This window comes from Catonella sp. (assembly GCF_052169795.1).
In the GTDB taxonomy this organism is placed as follows: Bacteria; Bacillota; Clostridia; order Lachnospirales; family Lachnospiraceae; genus Catonella.
Window position 1 is genome coordinate 1 of the sequence record NZ_JBQNBU010000003.1, and the last position, 19404, is coordinate 19404.

Sequence of the window (19404 nt, forward strand, 5' to 3'; positions counted from 1 at the left end):
CACCTGATTCTGAAGTTAACGGGATGAATCAGGCACAAGGAGGTTATGCAATGCCACCGGTACAAGGAGGTTATGCAATGCCGCCGGCACAAGGAGGTTATGCAATGCCGCCGGTACAAAATGGTTATGCAATGCCGCCGGTACAAGGAGGTTATGCAATGCCGCCGGTACAAAATGGTTATGCAATGCCGCCGGCACAAGGAGGTTATGCAATGCCGCCGGCACAAGGAGGTTATGCAATGCCACCTGTACAAAATGGTTATGCAATGCCACCTGTACAAAATGGTTACGGAATGATACAGCCGCAAAATTCTTATGAATTTTTACCTAATTGGGGTTGGCAAGGAAACGGATATTATCCGGTGAATCCCGAGAATCATTTAAGCTCTATTCAAAATCCTATGATGATTAATCCGAATTTAACTGCTGTCGATCCGAGATTGGAATTTAACAATACTTATAGTGAAGCGGGCAGTGATGGAGTGAAAGGACTTGTCTTATCTACAGAAAAAGAAGCTCAGGAAGAATCACAAAAGCCTGTTAGAGTAAAGATACATTTAAATGAGGAAATACTTGAATATATTTTTGTGCTAGTACAGGGATTTGTTTTATGTTTTACTGTTACCTTTGGAGTAGGATATTTCAAGAAGAAAAAGAGAGAATAGTTGTATGAAAAAATTAAAAAAAATAATTTCGGCGATATTCTTTTTATTAATTATATCGCTACAGGTTTCGTGTGTTGATCAACATCCTGAACATAGTGGGGGGACATTAAGTGATATTGATTTACAAGAAAATAAGATTGTAAGACCGGCTGTAGCTTTAGCGAAAAAAAAAGCTAATAAGAAAAATTTGCGTATCATTGCTACATCTCCTACTATTATGGATATATGTGATAAGCTGCAGCTTGATTTAGTTGGAGGGGTGGGAAGTGTTATTTCGACTATTCCTGAAAGATATAAGGATGTGGAAAAAGTAGGAACACCTATGAGCCCTGATATGGAAATTGTTTCTTCACTCAACCCGGATTGGATTTTAAGTCCTCAGAGTTTAATATCAGACTTGAAGCCTAAGTACGAGGGAATAGGGATTAATTATGCTTTTTTGAATCTTAGCAGTATAAAGGGGATGTATAAATCTATTTATGAATTGGGTGAGATTTTTAATAGAAGAGAAGAAACAAAAGTATTGATTGATGAATTTGAAGCTTATTTGAAAACTTATAATGAAAACCATAGAGAGCAGAAACGACCTAAGGTTTTAATACTTATGGGATTGCCGGGGAGTTATATTATTGCAACAGAAAATTCCTATGTTGGCAGTTTAGTTGAAATGGCAGGTGGAATTAATGTGTATGCGGGTACTGATGAAGAATTTTTGAATGTAAATACAGAGGATATGAAATTAAAGGAGCCGGATATTATCTTAAGAGCTTCTCATGCAATTCCTGATAAAGTTAAGAGTATGTTTGATAAGGATTTTAAAGAAAATGATATTTGGAAACATTTTAAAGCTGTGGAAAGTGGAAGGGTGTACGATTTAACTTATCAAAATTTTGGAATGAGTGCTAAATTTAATTATCCGTCTGCATTAGAAGAGTTAGATGAAATTTTTTATGAAAAAGATAATAAGTAATATATTGTTGATTTGAAAGGTAGAGGATATGGATAATCCGAAAATAAGTAGTCTAAATGCTGATGAAAGGGATAGAAAGATAAAAAAAATTACGGCTTTACTTTCTTTTCTTATTTGCATTTTTTTTAACATAATATTAATTCTATTTGCTGTAAATACAGGTAGTTTAAAAGTATCTTTAATGGAATTGTATGATGGTTTATTTATTGCGTATAATCCTAATGTGGCAACGATTTATGATCTCAGATTTCCACGCATCATTATTTCGCTTTTGGCAGGAGCGGGGATAGCTACATCAGGATGTTTATTTCAGGCAGTACTTAAAAATCCTTTGGCGGATCCGGGAATTATAGGAATATCAAGTGGAGCAGGATTTGTATCAGTAATTATTACTGCATTTTTTCCGTTGTTATTCTTTCTGACACCTATTTTTGCATTTATCGGAGGGATTTTAGCATTTTTTTTAGTTTATACATTATCATGGAAGGATGGTCTATCTCCTCTAAGAATTATTTTAGTGGGTGTAGCTGTGAATGCTATGTTTGCCGGTTTATCGAGTGCATTAAATTCTATGGCGGGAGGTAATATGCAAGGAGTTGCATCTATTGTAAACGGTAATATTACTATGAAGACTTGGAGTGATGTATCTATCCTTTTTCCATATATTATAATTGGAATTATCTTATCTTTATTTATGGCTGTTAATTGTAATCTGTTAAGTTTGGAAGATACTACAGCAAAAGCGCTTGGAGTAAATGTGAATAGAACACGGATTGTAATATCTTCTATAGCTGTACTGCTTGCCAGTATCTCCACAGCTGTTGTTGGAATTATAGGATTTTTGGGGTTGATTGTACCACACATAGGACGCTTATTGGTGGGAGCAGATTATAGAAAACTTATTCCTTTTTCTGTTATTTTAGGTTCGTTTACTTTTTTACTCGCAGATACCTTGGGGCGTACGATTGCAAGTCCTTATGAAGTTCCAGCTGCAATTATTATGAGTATAATAGGTGGTCCTTTCTTTATTGCTTTATTAAGGGGGAGTCGAAATTATGGAAAATAAAGCTGTTATGACTGTAGAAGGTGTGCGTTTTTCTTATGGAAAAAATGAAGTATTAAAGGGAATTGATTTAGAAATAGAGGAAAATAAGATTACTACATTTTTGGGAGGTAATGGTTGTGGTAAGTCAACTTTGTTTTCTCTTATGACTAAAAGTCTTAATGTTTCAGAAGGAGAAATATGTTTAAGAAATATGAACATAAAAGATTATTCTCTTAAAAAATTTGCTCAAAATGTGGCAATTGTACATCAGTATAATAAAACAAGTTTGGATATTACAGTTGAACAATTGGTTGCTTTCGGTCGTACACCTTATAGGAGAGGGATGGTATTTAAAACAAAAGAAGATGAAGAAATAGTTGACAGAGCGATGGAAGTGACGGATATAAAGGATCTTAGACATAGGGAGATTGGACGTTTATCCGGAGGACAGAGGCAAAGAGTGTGGATAGCTATGTCCATTGCTCAAGACACTAAGATTTTATTTTTAGATGAACCTACTACCTATTTAGATATCAGATATCAAATAGATATATTGGAGTTAGTAAGAAAACTAAACAGAGAATATTGTATTACTATAGTTATGGTGTTGCATGATATGAATCAGGCTATTGCTTATTCAGATAATATTATAGCAATGAAACAAGGGAAAATAATGGCTACAGGAAATCCAAAGAAGATTATAGACAGTGAGTTAATAGAAAATATTTATGGAGTAAAATTGCCCGTAGTAAATGTTAATGGAGAAATATTTGTAATGAATTCCTTGTAAGCCTGTGTTATCTATAATTGGGTTTTATCACTGTATCATTTTGTAATAATCAGTAAGAGCATAGGTAAAAGTATGATATATGGAATAAGTAAAATCCATACTAATGTGGAATTTACTTTTTCAAATAACATTTGCTTAGAAATGGCGAAAATTAGGCTTGACAAAATGCCTGCCATCTTGTACAATATAAGAGTGCTATGATTATTATTACCCAATCAGTTGTCAGCACTAAATCTACAGCTGGAGGGGAGGGTTGGTGAGAGAATGTCAAATGTAATCGTGAAAGAAAACGAAACTCTTGATAGTGCTCTTCGCCGTTTCAAAAGAAACTGTGCGAAGGCCGGTATTCAGCAGGAGATTCGTAAAAGAGAGCATTACGAGAAGCCATCTGTCAGACGTAAGAAAAAGTCTGAGGCTGCTAGAAAACGCAAATTCAAATAGTTAAAGTTGAAAGGACGCAGTGTCGATATGGCTCTGCGTCTTTTTATATATTTTGTTAAAGATTGTTCGCTTATGAAATGGATGTGCACTCACACTTTTTATGATAAAAGGAGTATATAAAATTGGCACTTTCTGAAATTACAATAAATATACCGGTAAGTCATGAGTCAAATGTATCAGGAGCGTTTGACGCTAATATTAAGATTATAGAGAAATCTTTTGGTGTTAGTATAGTATCAAGAGATGGAATTACATATATAAAAGGAAGTAAAGAAGATGTTCTAAAGGCTCTGAAAGTAATGGAGCAGCTTCTCGCACTTTCTTTACGAGGAACGGATATAACGGAACAACAGGTGAATTATGCCGTTTCAATAATAAAAGACCCTATTGATTCCAGTGAAAGTCTTGAGAGTATAGACAAGGAAATAATAGCTCATACGGTAAGTGGTAAGCCTGTAAAGCCAAAGACTATAGGGCAGAAGAAGTATGTAGATCAGATAAAAAAAGATATAATTGTCTTTGGACTGGGACCGGCAGGAACCGGTAAGACCTATCTTGCGATGGCGATGGCTATTCAGGCATTTAAGGACAATAAAATAGAAAGAATTATACTTACCAGACCTGCGATAGAAGCCGGGGAAAAGCTTGGTTTTCTTCCCGGTGACTTACAGAGTAAGGTAGATCCTTATCTGAGACCATTATATGACGCCCTTAACCAAATTATGGGAGCTGAAAATTTTCAGTCAAATGTAGAAAAGGGGTTGATAGAAGTTGCACCCCTTGCTTATATGAGGGGAAGAACTCTTGATAATGCTTTTATTATTTTAGATGAGGCACAGAATACAACTCCTGCACAAATGAAGATGTTTCTTACAAGGATAGGGTTTGGTTCTAAGGTGGTTATTACAGGAGACTTAACTCAAAAAGACTTGGCAAGCGGTACTAAATCAGGGCTTGAGGAGGCAGTTAAAATACTGAAAAATATCGAAGGAATAGGTTTTTCAACCCTTACCAACAAGGATGTGGTTCGTCATCCTTTGGTACAAAAAATAGTGACTGCCTATGACGATTATGAAAAAAAGAATTTACACAAAGAAAATAAAAGGAGTTATCGGAGATGACCGAAGATAAACCTATATATAAATTGATAAAAGATAATCTGGTATTTATTTCAGTACCTTTATGTGCTCTGCTTAGTACAGTTAAATTTGACAGTTCATATAAAATAATCGGATTAGCTTTATTTGTATCTGTCTTTTGCGTCATTTACAGGCTGTATGCAAAGGCTGCAAGTCACAAAAATACAAGATGCAATAACGGTATTATGATGGAGCTGCTGTCAGTCTCAGGCTTTACAATAACTGTTTGCTTAGGTTTGTTTGCTGAAATGCCGATTTTCAGATGGTTTTTTTTAATAGGCATTATACTTGCCGTAACATTTACAGATATGCTCAGTGCATTAATGTCATCTTTTGCTTATGTGCTGATAGTGACTGTCTTTACTAATGTTACTCCTGAATTTGTGGCAAACAGCTTTCTGACAGCTGTTATTATGATTATCCTGACCAGGTATTATTCCGACTTTTTGAGTGTTATTTACTCAATCATAACTTTGCTGTCTTTTGAAGTGGCATTTTTTGTAATAGTGAATGGACTTAGGACGGATCAGATAATTACTGCATCACATTTAATTGATGTATTAATAATTTCAGGCTGTATTTTTTTAGGATGGATATTAAATAAAACTGCGGTTAAGAATATAGAACCGGATGTTAATATTATTTCAGAAGTTATAAAAAATGCTGCCGGAGAACGGAAAGCGGAAGACAAAATATCTGAACAAAAAGACTATTCTTATTTGCTTAATAATGATATAGCTGTTTATAAAAAAATGGTTGAAAATGAAAAACTTTTTAATATAGCAGAAAGAAATTCCAAATTTGTAAAGGAAATAGTTGAGCTTTTAGGTGGAAATGTAAGTCTTGCAAAGACAGGTGCTTTTTATGCGGAATGTGGCCGCCTTATAAGTAATAATTATATAGTAGAGGGTTTAGTTTTAGCAAAAGATAATAATTTCCCTAATGAAGTTATTGCTTTTATAAAGGAACATAATTTTAAGTTAGGTTATCCGAAATCTCGTGAAACTGCGATAACTATGATAGTATGTAAATTTTCTGCAACTGTATCCTATCTTGAAGGTAAGGGCATGAAACACAGCCTTAATCAAATAGTGGATAGTGTTATGGATTCTTGTCTTATGGCGGGAAGACTGAATGCATCAGGTCTTTCTTTGAATGAATATAAATTGATTAAGGACTATCTTATTGAGGAGGCAAGAGTGAACTATGACTATTTTAGTGGAGAATGAAACTGAGAAAGAGCTTGGATTTGATTATGAAAAGATTATTGAAGATGTGGTAAAGCAAACTCTTGAAACGGAGCATTGTCCTTACGAAGTAGAGATAAATATACTGATTACCAACAATGAGGAAATTCATAAAACAAATAAAGAATTCAGAGGTATTGACAGACCTACAGATGTACTTTCGTTTCCTATGGCAGATTATATTTCACCTGCTGACTTTACTTTGGTTGAGGAAAGCCCTGAAAGTTATTTTAATCCTGAAACAGATGAACTTCTCTTAGGAGATATTATGATTTCGGTTGATAAGGTATTAGAACAGGCTAAGGAGTACGGGCATAGTAATAAGAGAGAATTTGCCTTTTTGGTAGCTCACAGTATGTTACATTTGCTTGGGTATGACCACATAGATGAGGAAGAACGCTTAGTAATGGAGGCAAAACAGGAGGCAATATTACAGGCGTTAAGTATAACTAGAAATGAGGGATGAGATGAAAAATAAAATATTAATTACAGGCTTAATTATGCTATCCGCAGTATTTGTTTCTCTTTCAGGCTGTGGCAAAAAAACAGATACTTCATCTGTTATCAAAAATGTAACATCAGTTGTTTCAAATACTGTACCCAATATGCCGGAGTCTTCTTCCTCTGTATCTGAAATTCAGACAGAACCTGAGAAACCTGCTTACACCAGTCCTTTGAGTGGAAAACCTTTAGATGAAAAATATAAGGATAAGCGCCCATTTGCTTTTATGTTCAATAATATAGAATTTGCCTATCCACAAACAGGTACAGGGAGGGCAGAGATTATATATGAAATCTTGGCTGAAGGCGGAATAACAAGGCTTATGGGAGTCTTTGACTATATGAAGGGTGATAAAATAGGCTCAGTAAGGAGTGCAAGACATTATTATGTAGATTTTGCAAATGAGTTTGATGCCATTTTTGTTCATTTCGGTCAGACACATTATGCAATAGATGAAATAAAAAAATTAGGAGTGGATACTATTTCAGGACTGTCTTGGGAAGGAGCAAGGGCATTTTACAGGGATAACAATATAAGAGCTCCACACAATGCTTTTGCAAGTACTAAAGGGCTGATGCAGGCTATGAAGGATAAGAAGTTAAGAACCAAGCCTAAAAAAGGAATTTCATCACATTTTAATTTTTCTCAGGATGAAGAGGTAAATAATGACAAAAAGGATTCATTTAAGGCAGATTATGCTAAAATACCTTTCTCTGCATATATGACACCTTGGTTTACATTCAGTAAAAAAGATAAGTTGTATACCAGGTATGCTTTCGGAACAAAACATATTGATAAGGGGACAGGCAAGGCACTTAAGTTCAAAAATATTTTTATTCAGCTTGTAAATGAATATAATAAGGATAGAAATGGTTATCAGACAATGGATTTAATTAATCAGTCAGGAAATGCTTACTATATTACAAATGGTAGAGGAATTAAAGTTTATTGGGAGAAAAAGGGCGGAGCAGATAAAACCGGATTTTATTATGATAAGGCTCACACTGAGGAAGTCCGTGTAAATACAGGTAAAACTTATTATGCAGTCTTTCCTGTCAACAGAAAAGAAATGATAACATTCAAAAAGAAATAGAGGAACTATGGTTAATGAAATCAGAGACTTAATAGTTGTTGGCGGAGGGGCATCGGGCATATTTACTGCACTGATTGCAGCACGAAAGGGTAGCAGTGTAACCATAATTGAACATGGTAAAATTTTGGGTAAAAAGCTTGCTATAACCGGTAATGGGAAATGTAATTTTACCAATCTTTATCAGACAAAATCTTGCTATAACAGTGGTGATATAGATAAGGCTTATAACCTTATAAATAAGATGGGAGGGAAAGGGCTTACAGACCTTTTCTCTTCTTTTGGCATTGAGTGGATAGTTAAAAAAGGCAGGAATTTTGACAGGATAGAGGCGGGCTATGTATATCCGGCAGGCGAAAGCGGTAAAGAATTTGTAAATATTTTAACCGATGAGTTAATAAGGCTTAAAGTTAAGGTAAAAACGAATATAAATATTATAGATGTTAAGAAAAACGATGGAATATTTGAAGTTGTAACAGGAGATAGTAATAATTCTTATTCGTACTTCGCAAAGAAACTGGTAATCGCCTGCGGAGGACTTGCCTCTAATTCTACCGGTAGTGACGGCTCTTTTTATAATATAATTAAAAACCTAGGACACAGTATAATCAAGCCTTTGCCGGCTCTTTCTTCGGTTAAAATAAGTAGGCATAACTTTGCAGGAATCAGATGCACGGCTAAGATAACAGCCTATATTGACCATGGAGAAAGCAAGGTACTGCTAGGTAGTGAAATAGGAGAGTTGCAATTTAGTGAACAGGGTGTCGGCGGCATACCTGTAATGCAGCTTTCAGGCAGGATTGCAAGAGAATTGGATAAGGGGAATAAGCTATACTTTGACATAGATTTTTATTATGAAAAATCAGAAGAAGAGCTTAGAGCTATTTTAAAAAACCGAAAAGATATCTTAGCAGAAAAAACGGTTGATAAATTTTTAACAGGCTTTACTTACGAGAAAATTGTAAAATATATCTCAGATAAGTTTTTAACTGATAGAGGCTATGTGAAAGGTATAACTGATGATAAAATTGGTATGATTTCACAGTGGCTTAAATCAGCCAAATTTGATATAATATCCGTTAACAGTTTTGAATCGGCACAGACAACTTCCGGTGGCGTCCCAATGGAAGAGGTTACAAACAGCCTGGAATCAAAGTTAGTAAAAGGACTTTTTTTTGTTGGAGAAGTTCTTGATGTAGATGGACTTTGTGGCGGTTATAACCTTACTTGGGCATTTTCAAGTGCTTATGAAGTTGGAAATGGAGAATGATGAAAGAAGGAAATTTACTTCAGGTTTCACAAATAAAGCTTCCAATAGGCTATAAAGAGGATGATTTAAGAAAAGCCTGCATAAGGAAGTTAAAGATAAATGATAAAGATTTGCTTGCATACGAAATCAAAAAGCAATCAATTGATGCAAGAAAAAAAGAGGAAATACATTATAGTCTATCTGTTGTTGTCACATTGGCAGATAAGGCTTATAATAAAGTATTATCTGCAAAAAAAACTAATACTGATATAACAGTATATAAAGATGAAAAACTTAGTATTAAAAAAATTGAACACAGTGATAAAAGGAACAGACCTATCATTATAGGAAGCGGACCGGCAGGACTTTTTTGTGCCTATGTGCTTGCATTAGCAGGTCTTAATCCAATAATTATAGAGCAGGGGCAGGAGGTAGAAAAAAGGACTGCTACTGTAGAAAAGTTTTGGGAAAGAGGAGAACTTTCAGAAACAAGCAATGTACAGTTTGGTGAGGGTGGTGCAGGTACTTTTTCTGACGGAAAGTTAAACACAATGGTAAAAGACCCTTTTAGAAGAATTCCTTTTGTGCTTGAAACTTTTGTAAAATTTGGTGCAGACCCTGAAATCTTATATATTAATAAGCCTCATATCGGAACTGATGTGCTTAAGACTGTGCTTATAAATATGCGTAAAGAAATAGAGGCACTTGGGGGAGAATATAGGTTTGAAACTAAGTTTACTGATTTTCATACAAAAAACGGGGAACTAATCGGTGTAGTGTTAAATCAGGAAGAAACAGTTCCTTGTAATGAGGTAATTTTAGCTCTTGGTCATTCATCAAGGGATACCTTCAGTCTTCTTTCCTCAAAGGGAATTATTATGACACCTAAGCCTTTTGCTATTGGAGTGAGGGTAGAACATCCTCAGGAAATGATAAGCAGATACCAATATGGTAAGCTGTATGACAGACTTCCTCCTGCAGATTATAAAGTAACATCTACAGGTGTGGAAGGGAGAGGAGTCTACTCTTTCTGTATGTGTCCCGGAGGTTATGTGGTAAATTCTTCCTCAGAAAAGGGTGGGACTTTGGTAAATGGTATGAGCTATCATAATAGAGATTCAAAAAATGCCAACAGTGCCATAGTTGTAGCTGTAAATACAGCTGATTTCGGTGCGGAGGATGCTTTGGCAGGTGTAAGATTTCAAAAGGAACTGGAAAAAAAAGCCTTTAATTTAGCAGGCGGAGCAATTCCTGTTCAGCTTTTAGGTGATTTTAAGGAAAATAAAATAAGTTCAGGTTTTGGTTTGATTGATACAGTATCAAAGGGAAAGACTCAGTTTGCTAATTTGAGAGAAATATTGCCTAACTATATTGTACAGTCAATCATTCTTGGAATGGAAGATTTCGGCAATAAGATAAAGGGTTTTAATAGAGATGATGTGGTTATGCTCGGTGTAGAGTCAAGAACATCCTGTCCTCTTAGGATTGTAAGAGATAATAACACCTTTGAGTCAAATATAGCAGGAATTTATCCTATTGGAGAGGGTGCAGGTTATGCCGGCGGTATAACAAGTGCTGCTGTCGATGGTATAAAAGTTGCCGAGAAGATAATTGAGAAGAGAAGTTGATAGAGGTATTCTTATGAACAAGGAGTATTTTAGGCAAATAGTAAAAAAGAGGAGAATTACCTCTGATTCTGTTATCTTAGAAAATGATTTGAAAAAAGCTTCTATAATCATTGAAAGCTATTTAAATAGTAATTATTATAAAAATGCAGAAATAATATTTGCTTATTCATCCATGGACGGTGAGATACCACTAATAAAAATAATAGAAACAGCTATTAATGACGATAAAATATTGGCTCTGCCTAAAATAAGGACATCTATTGCAGCAGGGGCGAAGATGGATTTTGTAGCAGTAGATAATAATACTGAGTATAAGAGAGGAACTTGGGGTATATTAGAACCGATTTCAGACAGAATTATCAATATAAATGAGACCGATAAAATGGTAGAAATGATAATTCCCGGATTATGCTTTGATATAAACAGGAACAGAATTGGCTATGGCGGAGGATATTTTGACAGATATTTGGCGAAATTTCCTGATAAGTTTCATATAACTGCCTTGGCTTATGAATATCAGATATTTAATAAACTGCCGGTTGATAATAATGATAAGAAAGTTGATTTAATAGTAACTGAAAACAGGTATATTGATTAAGAGGTTGGGTATGGTAGAAGTACTAAAGAAAGCTAAAAAAATTTCGTATGAACTTGCTCTGCTTCAGTCAGATGTTAAAAACAAGGTTTTAATGTCTTGTGCGGAATTTATACTAAAAAATACAGATGAAATTTTGATTGCTAATAATCTTGATATAACTACTTTTTAATAACCTTGCTCGTCTGCCTGACCCGATAGGAGGTCCTATGGGACTTACAGAACTCACTTGTGAGAAATATGTAATTATCGGCAATGGTCAGATAAGATAGTTTTGATTAAATATTAGATAGGATGAAAATGGAAGATAAAGTAATAAATATTTTTAAAGTTAATTATGATTTTGAAGCGGTAAGGGCAACAGAGCCTATAGCTGAACCTGACAGGCAGTATTATTATATGGAAAAGGCTGCTGAAGTCTTTAAGTTAATTTGCAAAAATGCAGGAAAACAACTTACATTTAATTGTAATACATTCGGCTGTCAGATGAATTTCAGAGATTCTGAGAAGATAGCAGGAATACTTGAAAAAATAGGTTTTACAAACACTGAAGATAAAAGTCCCGATTTTGTAATTCTTAATACCTGTACAATTAGGGAAAATGCCGATCAAAAGGTCTATGGCAATTTAGGATATTTAAAAAAATTAAAAGAACTTAATCCTAATATGATAATTGCTCTATGCGGCTGTATGATGCAGGAGACAACTGTAGTCCAGAAGCTTAGAGAAAGTTATTCATTTATAGATTTAATTTACGGCACTCACAATATATACAAGCTTGCTGAACTTATGTTTGCTTTGTTTGCAGCGAAAAGTTATGCTGCACATCATCCTGTGAAAAAGAATGGAAAGTATAAGATTAAACATTCTATGCTTGTAGATATATGGAAGGATACTGATAAAATAGTTGAAGATTTACCGGATGAAAGAAAGTATTCATTTAAGGCAAGTGTAAATATTACCTATGGCTGTGATAATTTCTGTACTTACTGCATAGTGCCTTATGTGAGGGGAAGGGAAAGAAGCAGAAGACCTGAAGATATAGTAAAAGAGGTAAAATGTCTTGCGGATGCCGGTGTAATAGAGATTATGCTGCTTGGTCAAAATGTAAATTCATACGGAAAAGGCTTGTCTGCTGAGGATGGAGAGCCTGTTACCTTTGCAAAACTCTTAAAAATGGTAGAAAAGGTGGAAGGTATTAGACGCATCCGTTTTATGACACCTCATCCAAAAGATTTTTCAGATGAACTTATTGAGGTGATAGCAGAGTCTGATAAAGTCTGTAGACATATACATCTTCCGTTTCAGGCAGGAAGTAATAATGTGCTTAAGAGAATGAACAGGCGGTATACAAAAGAAGGATATCTTGAACTTACTGAAAAGATAAAAAGAAGGATTCCTGATATTGCACTTACCACCGATATTATCGTCGGTTTTCCGGGAGAAACAGAGGAAGACTTTGAAGATACTTTAGATGTTGTAAGGAAGGTACGCTATCAAAGTGCCTATATGTTTGAATATTCTAAAAGGACAGGAACTCCTGCCGCCACTATGACGGATCAGGTAGAGATTGAAGCTGTGAAAAGAAGATTTAAAAGGCTGCAGGATACCGTAGCAGAATATTCTGATGATAAATTCGGTAGTCAGGTAGGACAGGTAGTAGAGGTGTTAGCAGAAGAAGTTAATAGCGAAGACAATCTACTTATTACAGGGAGGATGTCTGATAATACACTTGTACATTTTAAAGTACCTACAAACAAAAAAGAAGATTATATTGGAAGACTGTTAAATGTTAAGATTACTGAAAATTGCAGATTTTATTTAATGGGTGAATTATAGTTTAGGGGGGACTGATATTCCATGAATATAATAATAGTTGGCTGTGGCAAGGTGGGATATGCTCTTGCGAGAGAGTTAAGTAATGAAAAAAATGACATTTGTATAATTGACAGGGACAATACAGCACTTCAAAATGCAGTAAATATTTTAGATGTGCAGGCTGTATATGGAGATGGTACAAGTTATAAGATGCTTCTTGAAGCAGATGTACAGGATGCTGATTTGCTGATAGCTGTTACAGATAAGGATGAGATTAACCTGCTCTGTTGTCTTATGGCAAAGAAAGCAGGTAACTGCCAGACTATAGCAAGGGTGAGAAATCCTCAGTATTATGAAGAAATTAACTATATAAAAGAAGAGCTTGGACTTTCAATGGCTATTAATCCTGAGAGAATAGCCGCTTTTGAAATAGCAAGACTAATTCATTTCCCATCAGCTATAGAGGTGGATACTTTTTATAAAGGCAGGGTTAACCTTATTTCACTTACAATAGGAGAAGATTCTATACTGGATGGAATGAGTCTCATAGAATTTTCAAAAACGATCTCCGGTAATGTGCTTATATGCATGGTAAGAAGAGATGGGAAGGTTGAAATACCTAACGGATCTTTTGTTCTTAGAAAAGGAGATACTTTTTCCTGTATACTTAAGTTTAAAGATTCTTATGATTTCTTTAACAAAGTTGGAGTGAATACAAGACCGATTAAGAATGTGATGGTTTGCGGGGGAGGTACGGTAGCTTACTACCTATGTTTAGAGCTTGTAAAAGCTAAGATAGATGTAAAAATAATAGAAGCCGATGAGGCACGCTGTGCTGAACTTTCAGAACTTATTCCTGAGGCTATCGTAATACATGCTGATGCTACAGATAAGAGAATTCTGTTAGAGGAAGGGATAGAAAATGCTGATGCAGTTGTAACCTTAACCAGTATTGATGAGGAGAACATCCTCCTTTCAATGTATACTCACCATATTTCTAAGGCAAAATCAATTACTAAAATAAATAAAATAGAATTTGAAGAAGTTATAAGGGAACTCCCTATAGGTTCTGTAATAGCTCCTAAGCAGATAACTTCACAGTACATACTAAAATATGTCCGTTCTATGCAAAACTCAAAAGGAAGCAATGTTGAAACTTTATATAAAATGTTTGGAAATGAGGCAGAAGCTTTAGAGTTTTTGATAAAGTCTGATTCCAAAATAACAAAAAAGACTTTAGAAAAATTAAATATAAAGCCTAATGTTATTGTAGCTGCAATTTATAGAAATAATCAGATTATTACACCATCAGGTAAAGATATTATTCAAAAAGGAGACAGCGTTATTGTAATTACTACCAATGCAGGTCTTGGCAGTATAGACGATATAATTGCTGAGTAAGAATTATGAATTACTTAATTATAGCCTATATTATGGGCTGGGTACTTAATTTTGAAGGAGCATTCCTGCTCCTGCCTGCTGTTACGGCACTTATTTATGGCGAAAAAGAAGGTTATGCTTTTCTTGCCTGCTCTGTTTTATCCTTTATAATAGGAGGACTTGTAACACTTAAAAAACCTACAAATAAGAGGTTCTATGCAAGAGAGGGTTTTGTAATCTGCTCCCTTACCTGGATAGTAATAAGTCTTGTTGGAGCTATTCCTTTTGTACTTACAGGTGTGCTTCCCAATTATATTGATGCACTGTTTGAAATTGTTTCAGGATTTACAACTACAGGGTCAAGTGTTATTACCGACTTAACGCCGGTTCCTCATTGTGTACTTATTTGGAGAAGTTTTTCACATTGGATAGGGGGAATGGGAGTCCTTGTTTTCATACTGGCAATCTTACCTCTATTTGGTGGTGTAGATATGCACCTTATGAGAGCGGAAAGCCCGGGGCCTTCAGTAGGTAAGCTGGTTCCAAATGTAAAGAAAACAGCTTCTTACCTTTATAAGATTTATCTTGGAATGACAGTTGTGCAGTTTATTATTTTACTTTGTACAGGTATGAACCCATTTGATGCCGTATGTATAACTTTTGGAACTGCAGGTACCGGTGGGTTCGGTATACATAATGACAGCTGCGGAGGCTATACTATACTGCAACAGGCTGTAATTACAGTATTTATGTTACTTTTTGGAATAAACTTCAATGTTTACTTTTTAATGATTAAGAAGAAAATTAAAGAAGTTATCAAGATTGAAGAGGTGAAATGGTATCTGATTATAGTATTTACAGCAGTAGCATTGATTGTAATAAATTTGGGAGAATGGGACAATATTTATTTAAGCATTCACTATGCTTTTTTTTCAGTAGCCTCAGTAATAACTACAACAGGTTATGCCACGGCAGATTTTAATCTATGGCCGATGTTTGCAAAGACTGTCCTCCTTATGATTATGTTTGTCGGAGCCTGTGCAGGAAGTACAGGAGGAGGAATGAAGGTTTCAAGAATACTTATTTATGCTAAAACTGTAAAAAAAGAAATTGTAGGTATGATTCATCAAAAAAGTATAAAGATATTGAAAATGGATTGCAAAACAGTAGAACATTCGGTTATTAGAAATGCAAATGTCTACTTAGTTTCTTATATTTTAATAATGGCATTTTCTTTATTAATAATATCTCTAGACAACATAGATTTTGAATCAAGTTTTACTGCTGTTGTTGCTACCTTTAATAATATTGGACCCGGACTTAATAAAGTAGGGCCGACAGGAAATTTTTCCGAATTTTCCAATCTGTCAAAATTAGTATTTATTTTTGATATGTTAGCCGGAAGATTGGAGATATTCCCAATGCTTTTATTGTTCTCGAAAGCTACCTGGAGTAGAAAATAATTAGGGTTTAACATCATTTAATATTTAAAGAGGTATTATGGCTGAATTAAATAGGACGATTATTAAAAATCTGGCTGCAAATGACATTGCTTATAATAGAGGTATAAGATATTACTCTGCAAAAGCAATAAAGACAATATCTAAATCTAAAAGTAGAGAGCATTACAGAGCTACTGTTCAAGGTAAGAGTGAATATACAGTTGATATTGATTTAAATAATAAGGATATAATTGAGTATCAATGCAATTGTCCTTCGAGCAGAAAACACCCCGGAGCTTGTAAACATGCTGTGGCAGTAATGCTTTTTATAAATGATTATTCAGATAAACGGAAACAGCAGAAAATAGAATCCGGTGATAAAAGGCGTGTAGCAAGGGTTTTAGACTACTTTGATAATATGGACTACATGGCAGGTCTTGGAGATATTTTTCATATAAAAGTAAGCATAATGCTTCCGTCTATGTTTAGAGCCGATAATTCTGTAAATGCATCTGTAAATATAATGGCAGGCAGTATAAAAATGTATAAAGTACAAAATATAAGGAAATTTTTGTCTGATTACATACATAATCAGCCAATTTCTCTAGGAAAAGATTTTTCATATTTTCCGGGTGAAAATCGCTTTGACTATGAATCAGAGGCAGTACTTGATTTTCTTTGTGAAATTTTTGACATACAAGAAATTGTCAGCAAAGGAAGTTCTTCAAGTATGTTTGTAAAATCAAATATTTTCTTAGACAGGCATATGCTGCTTAGACTGTTAAAAATAATAAAGTTTCCTTTTAGTTTTAGCTTTGCGGATGAAACTTTTGAAAATGTACAATTCATTGTAGGAAAACCTGATTTAAATTTTTATCTTAATCTGTCAGATGAAGATGATTCGATTATTTTATCTTGGGATGATGAAAGAATTATCCCGTTAGACGAAAAAGGAAAGCTGTTTTATTATGATAATAAGGTTTATCATCCGGACAGGATATTTACAAGAAACTTCCTGCCATTTTACCATACACCTAATGATGGAGAAGAGGATGCATTGGTTTTTGAAGGTAAGGAAAAAGACCACTTTCTAAATGTTGTGCTACCTCGCATCCACGAAACTTTTTCACTTACAATTCCCAAGGCACTCAGGGATAATTATATAACAGAAAATGTAAAATTTGAACTTTATATGGATATATACAGGGGGAGTATTAAACTTGAAGTAATTACTGCTTATGGAGAGTATAAATTTAATCCGTTCCTTAAAATGCCTGATGTAAAGGCAGTAATTGTACGAAAACCAAGCCGTGAAGCAGAATGTTTTGAAGATATTGAAAGCTTAGGTTTTATCAGAGAGGAACAGTATTTTTATTTAAATAATGAATCAGAGATTTATGATTTTTTAAAAAATAGTTTAGAATATTTATCTGGAAAATATGAATTGTTCTACTCAGAAGAATTTAAAAAAATTAAAGTAAATCAGCCCAAAATAGCAAAAACCTCTGTTCGTGTACAAAGTGAAAACAATATGCTTGAAGTTGACTTTGATTTTGATGGACTTTCAAGTGATGAACTTACAGACCTTTTTAACAGTCTTAAGTTAAAAAAGAAGTTTTTCAGGCTAAGAAACGGCAGTTTTATAGACCTTACCGGCAGCGGAGAGCTGGATAAATTAAGTGCACTTATTGATAAAATCGGAAATAGTAAAGGCAGTATTACAGATGGTAAGATATACACCTCGCTTGACTATGCATTTTACTTAAGTCAAGCATCTGACGAAGGTTTGTACGAGATAGAAGCGGATCAATCTTTTACAGCTTTGATAGAAGAAATTAACCATCCGGAAAATGTTAAAATAGAAGTTCCTGCGGAAATTAAAGTGAAACTTCGTCCTTATCAGGAAGTTGGTTTTGAATGGCTTACTTCTCTTTCAAAGTACTATCTTGGCGGTATTCTTGCGGATGATATGGGACTTGGCAAGACTTTACAGGCTATTACCTATATTGCATCAGTTTGGAAAAAGAATAAAGATGCTGTATTTATAGTAGTCTGCCCATCGTCACTGCTTTTTAACTGGCAGGATGAAATTGAGAATTTTTGCCCGGAACTCAGCACTCTTATGATTTTAGGTAATCCAAATGAAAGAAAAGAGTTGATAGCAAAGTATACTAATCATCAGGTTGTGCTGGTTTCTTATCCGATTCTTAGAAGAGATATTGATATCTTGAAGGAGATTAATTTTCATACAGCCTTTTTGGATGAGGCACAGTTTATCAAGAATCCTAACAGCCGTAATGCGAAGGCAGTAAAAATGCTTAATGCAAGCCATAGATTCGCACTTACAGGAACTCCGATAGAAAATAATCTGTCTGAACTTTGGTCAATATTTGACTTCCTTATGCCCGGTTATCTGTATTCACATTCCAAATTTGTGAATCTTTATGAAAAGCCGGTAGTAAGGTTTGAAAGTGAGGAAGCACTTAAACAGCTTAATTTTCATATAAAACCGTTTATCCTTAGAAGAATGAAGAGAGATGTGCTTGAGGAACTTCCTGAAAAGACAGAAAGAAAGATGGTTTCAGATATGACAGAGGAACAGAAGGAAGTTTATATGTCATACCTTGACGATATGAAAAAGAAGATAAATAGTGAAATTGACAAAAATGGTTTTGAAAAGAGTAGAATGATGATACTTGCTTCTTTGACAAGGCTTAGGCAAATCTGCTGCCATCCATCTACCTTCATATCAAACTATAACGGAAATTCAGGAAAACTGGTATTACTGCTACAGTTGGTACAAAATGCTATTGAAGGAGGACATAGGATTCTTGTATTTTCACAGTTTACATCTATGCTTAATCTGATAGAAGAGGAGTTTAAAAAGCTTAAAATCAGCTATTATTACTTAGATGGCTCTACACCTATTTCTCAGCGAAGTGAGGATGTTAAGGCTTTCAACAGTGGAAGCCGTGATGTATATCTTATTTCACTTAAAGCCGGCGGTACAGGGCTTAATCTTGTGGGGGCAGATATGGTTATTCATTATGATCCCTGGTGGAATCCGGCAGTAGAAGATCAGGCTACGGACAGAGTTTACAGGATAGGACAGAAAAACAGTGTTAATGTAGTTAAGCTCATAACCAAGGGTACTATAGAAGAAAAAATTTATAAGCTTCAGGAGAAGAAGAAAAATTTGGCTGACTCAGTAATCAAGGCAGGAGAGGTATTTATAAATAAGCTTACTAAGGAAGAGGTTGAGGATTTGTTTAATTCTTGATTTGATTAAAGCGATTAAGAGAGATTCTTAGTCGCTATTTTTCACACCTAAACTTTGACATAAAGTTCCATTTGTTGTATCATAGAAATACTTATGTGATGAGATTAATTTTAGTTAGGAGAT

16 protein-coding genes and 1 pseudogene are annotated in these 19404 nt (G+C 34.6%); all 17 read left to right on the plus strand.

What is annotated here, in order from left to right:
- Positions 1-665, plus strand: a pseudogene (locus ACTTKP_RS00690) (hypothetical protein); the annotation flags it as partial.
- 4 nt (positions 666-669) lie between these two features.
- Positions 670-1635 carry a heme ABC transporter substrate-binding protein IsdE gene (isdE, locus tag ACTTKP_RS00695; protein WP_442551984.1) on the plus strand — a complete coding sequence of 322 codons (966 nt, stop codon included), beginning with the start codon at positions 670-672 and terminating at the stop codon, positions 1633-1635.
- 28 nt (positions 1636-1663) lie between these two features.
- Positions 1664-2701 carry a FecCD family ABC transporter permease gene (locus ACTTKP_RS00700; RefSeq protein ID WP_442551985.1) on the plus strand — a complete coding sequence of 346 codons (1038 nt, stop codon included), beginning with the start codon at positions 1664-1666 and terminating at the stop codon, positions 2699-2701.
- Positions 2691-3470 carry an ABC transporter ATP-binding protein gene (locus ACTTKP_RS00705; RefSeq protein ID WP_442551986.1) on the plus strand — a complete coding sequence of 260 codons (780 nt, stop codon included), beginning with the start codon at positions 2691-2693 and terminating at the stop codon, positions 3468-3470. Before ACTTKP_RS00700 ends, ACTTKP_RS00705 begins: the two co-directional genes overlap by 11 nt.
- A 264-nt stretch (positions 3471-3734) precedes the next feature.
- The gene (gene rpsU, locus ACTTKP_RS00710) at positions 3735-3911 is read left to right on the plus strand and encodes a 30S ribosomal protein S21 (RefSeq protein ID WP_021886387.1); all 177 of its coding nucleotides are present in this window, start codon (positions 3735-3737) and stop codon (positions 3909-3911) included.
- Between the two features lie 122 nt (positions 3912-4033).
- Positions 4034-5032 carry a PhoH family protein gene (locus tag ACTTKP_RS00715; RefSeq protein ID WP_442551987.1) on the plus strand — a complete coding sequence of 333 codons (999 nt, stop codon included), beginning with the start codon at positions 4034-4036 and terminating at the stop codon, positions 5030-5032.
- A complete protein-coding gene (locus tag ACTTKP_RS00720; RefSeq protein ID WP_442551988.1) occupies positions 5029-6279 on the plus strand; it encodes a hypothetical protein in 1251 nt (416 codons plus the stop codon). Before ACTTKP_RS00715 ends, ACTTKP_RS00720 begins: the two co-directional genes overlap by 4 nt.
- Positions 6257-6763 (plus strand): rRNA maturation RNase YbeY, encoded by a 507-nt coding sequence (gene ybeY, locus ACTTKP_RS00725; RefSeq protein ID WP_442551989.1) that lies wholly within the window; start codon positions 6257-6259, stop codon positions 6761-6763. Before ACTTKP_RS00720 ends, ybeY begins: the two co-directional genes overlap by 23 nt.
- A gap of 1 nt (position 6764) precedes the next feature.
- Positions 6765-7892: a DUF3048 domain-containing protein gene (locus ACTTKP_RS00730; RefSeq protein WP_442551990.1), complete on the plus strand. Its 1128-nt coding sequence runs from the start codon at positions 6765-6767 to the stop codon at positions 7890-7892.
- Positions 7893-7899: 7 nt separating this feature from the next.
- The gene (locus tag ACTTKP_RS00735) at positions 7900-9159 is read left to right on the plus strand and encodes an aminoacetone oxidase family FAD-binding enzyme (protein WP_442551991.1); all 1260 of its coding nucleotides are present in this window, start codon (positions 7900-7902) and stop codon (positions 9157-9159) included.
- Entirely contained in the window at positions 9156-10766 is a 1611-nt protein-coding gene (locus ACTTKP_RS00740; protein ID WP_442551992.1) for an NAD(P)/FAD-dependent oxidoreductase, read from the plus strand. The genes ACTTKP_RS00735 and ACTTKP_RS00740 overlap by 4 nt, the downstream gene beginning before the upstream one ends.
- Positions 10767-10779: 13 nt before the next feature.
- The gene (locus ACTTKP_RS00745) at positions 10780-11364 is read left to right on the plus strand and encodes a 5-formyltetrahydrofolate cyclo-ligase (protein ID WP_442551993.1); all 585 of its coding nucleotides are present in this window, start codon (positions 10780-10782) and stop codon (positions 11362-11364) included.
- Positions 11365-11374: 10 nt separating this feature from the next.
- Positions 11375-11533, plus strand: coding sequence for a hypothetical protein (locus ACTTKP_RS00750; protein ID WP_442551994.1), 159 nt, complete (start codon positions 11375-11377; stop codon positions 11531-11533).
- Between the two features lie 128 nt (positions 11534-11661).
- A complete protein-coding gene (miaB, locus tag ACTTKP_RS00755; protein WP_442551995.1) occupies positions 11662-13200 on the plus strand; it encodes a tRNA (N6-isopentenyl adenosine(37)-C2)-methylthiotransferase MiaB in 1539 nt (512 codons plus the stop codon).
- 21 nt (positions 13201-13221) lie between these two features.
- Complete coding sequence (gene trkA / locus ACTTKP_RS00760) at positions 13222-14580, plus strand: Trk system potassium transporter TrkA (RefSeq protein ID WP_442551996.1); 1359 nt, start codon at positions 13222-13224, stop codon at positions 14578-14580.
- Between the two features lie 5 nt (positions 14581-14585).
- Positions 14586-16022, plus strand: coding sequence for a TrkH family potassium uptake protein (locus ACTTKP_RS00765; RefSeq protein WP_442551997.1), 1437 nt, complete (start codon positions 14586-14588; stop codon positions 16020-16022).
- A 37-nt stretch (positions 16023-16059) separates the two neighbouring features.
- Positions 16060-19281, plus strand: coding sequence for an SNF2 helicase associated domain-containing protein (locus ACTTKP_RS00770; RefSeq protein WP_442551998.1), 3222 nt, complete (start codon positions 16060-16062; stop codon positions 19279-19281).
- Positions 19282-19404: the final 123 nt, after the last annotated feature.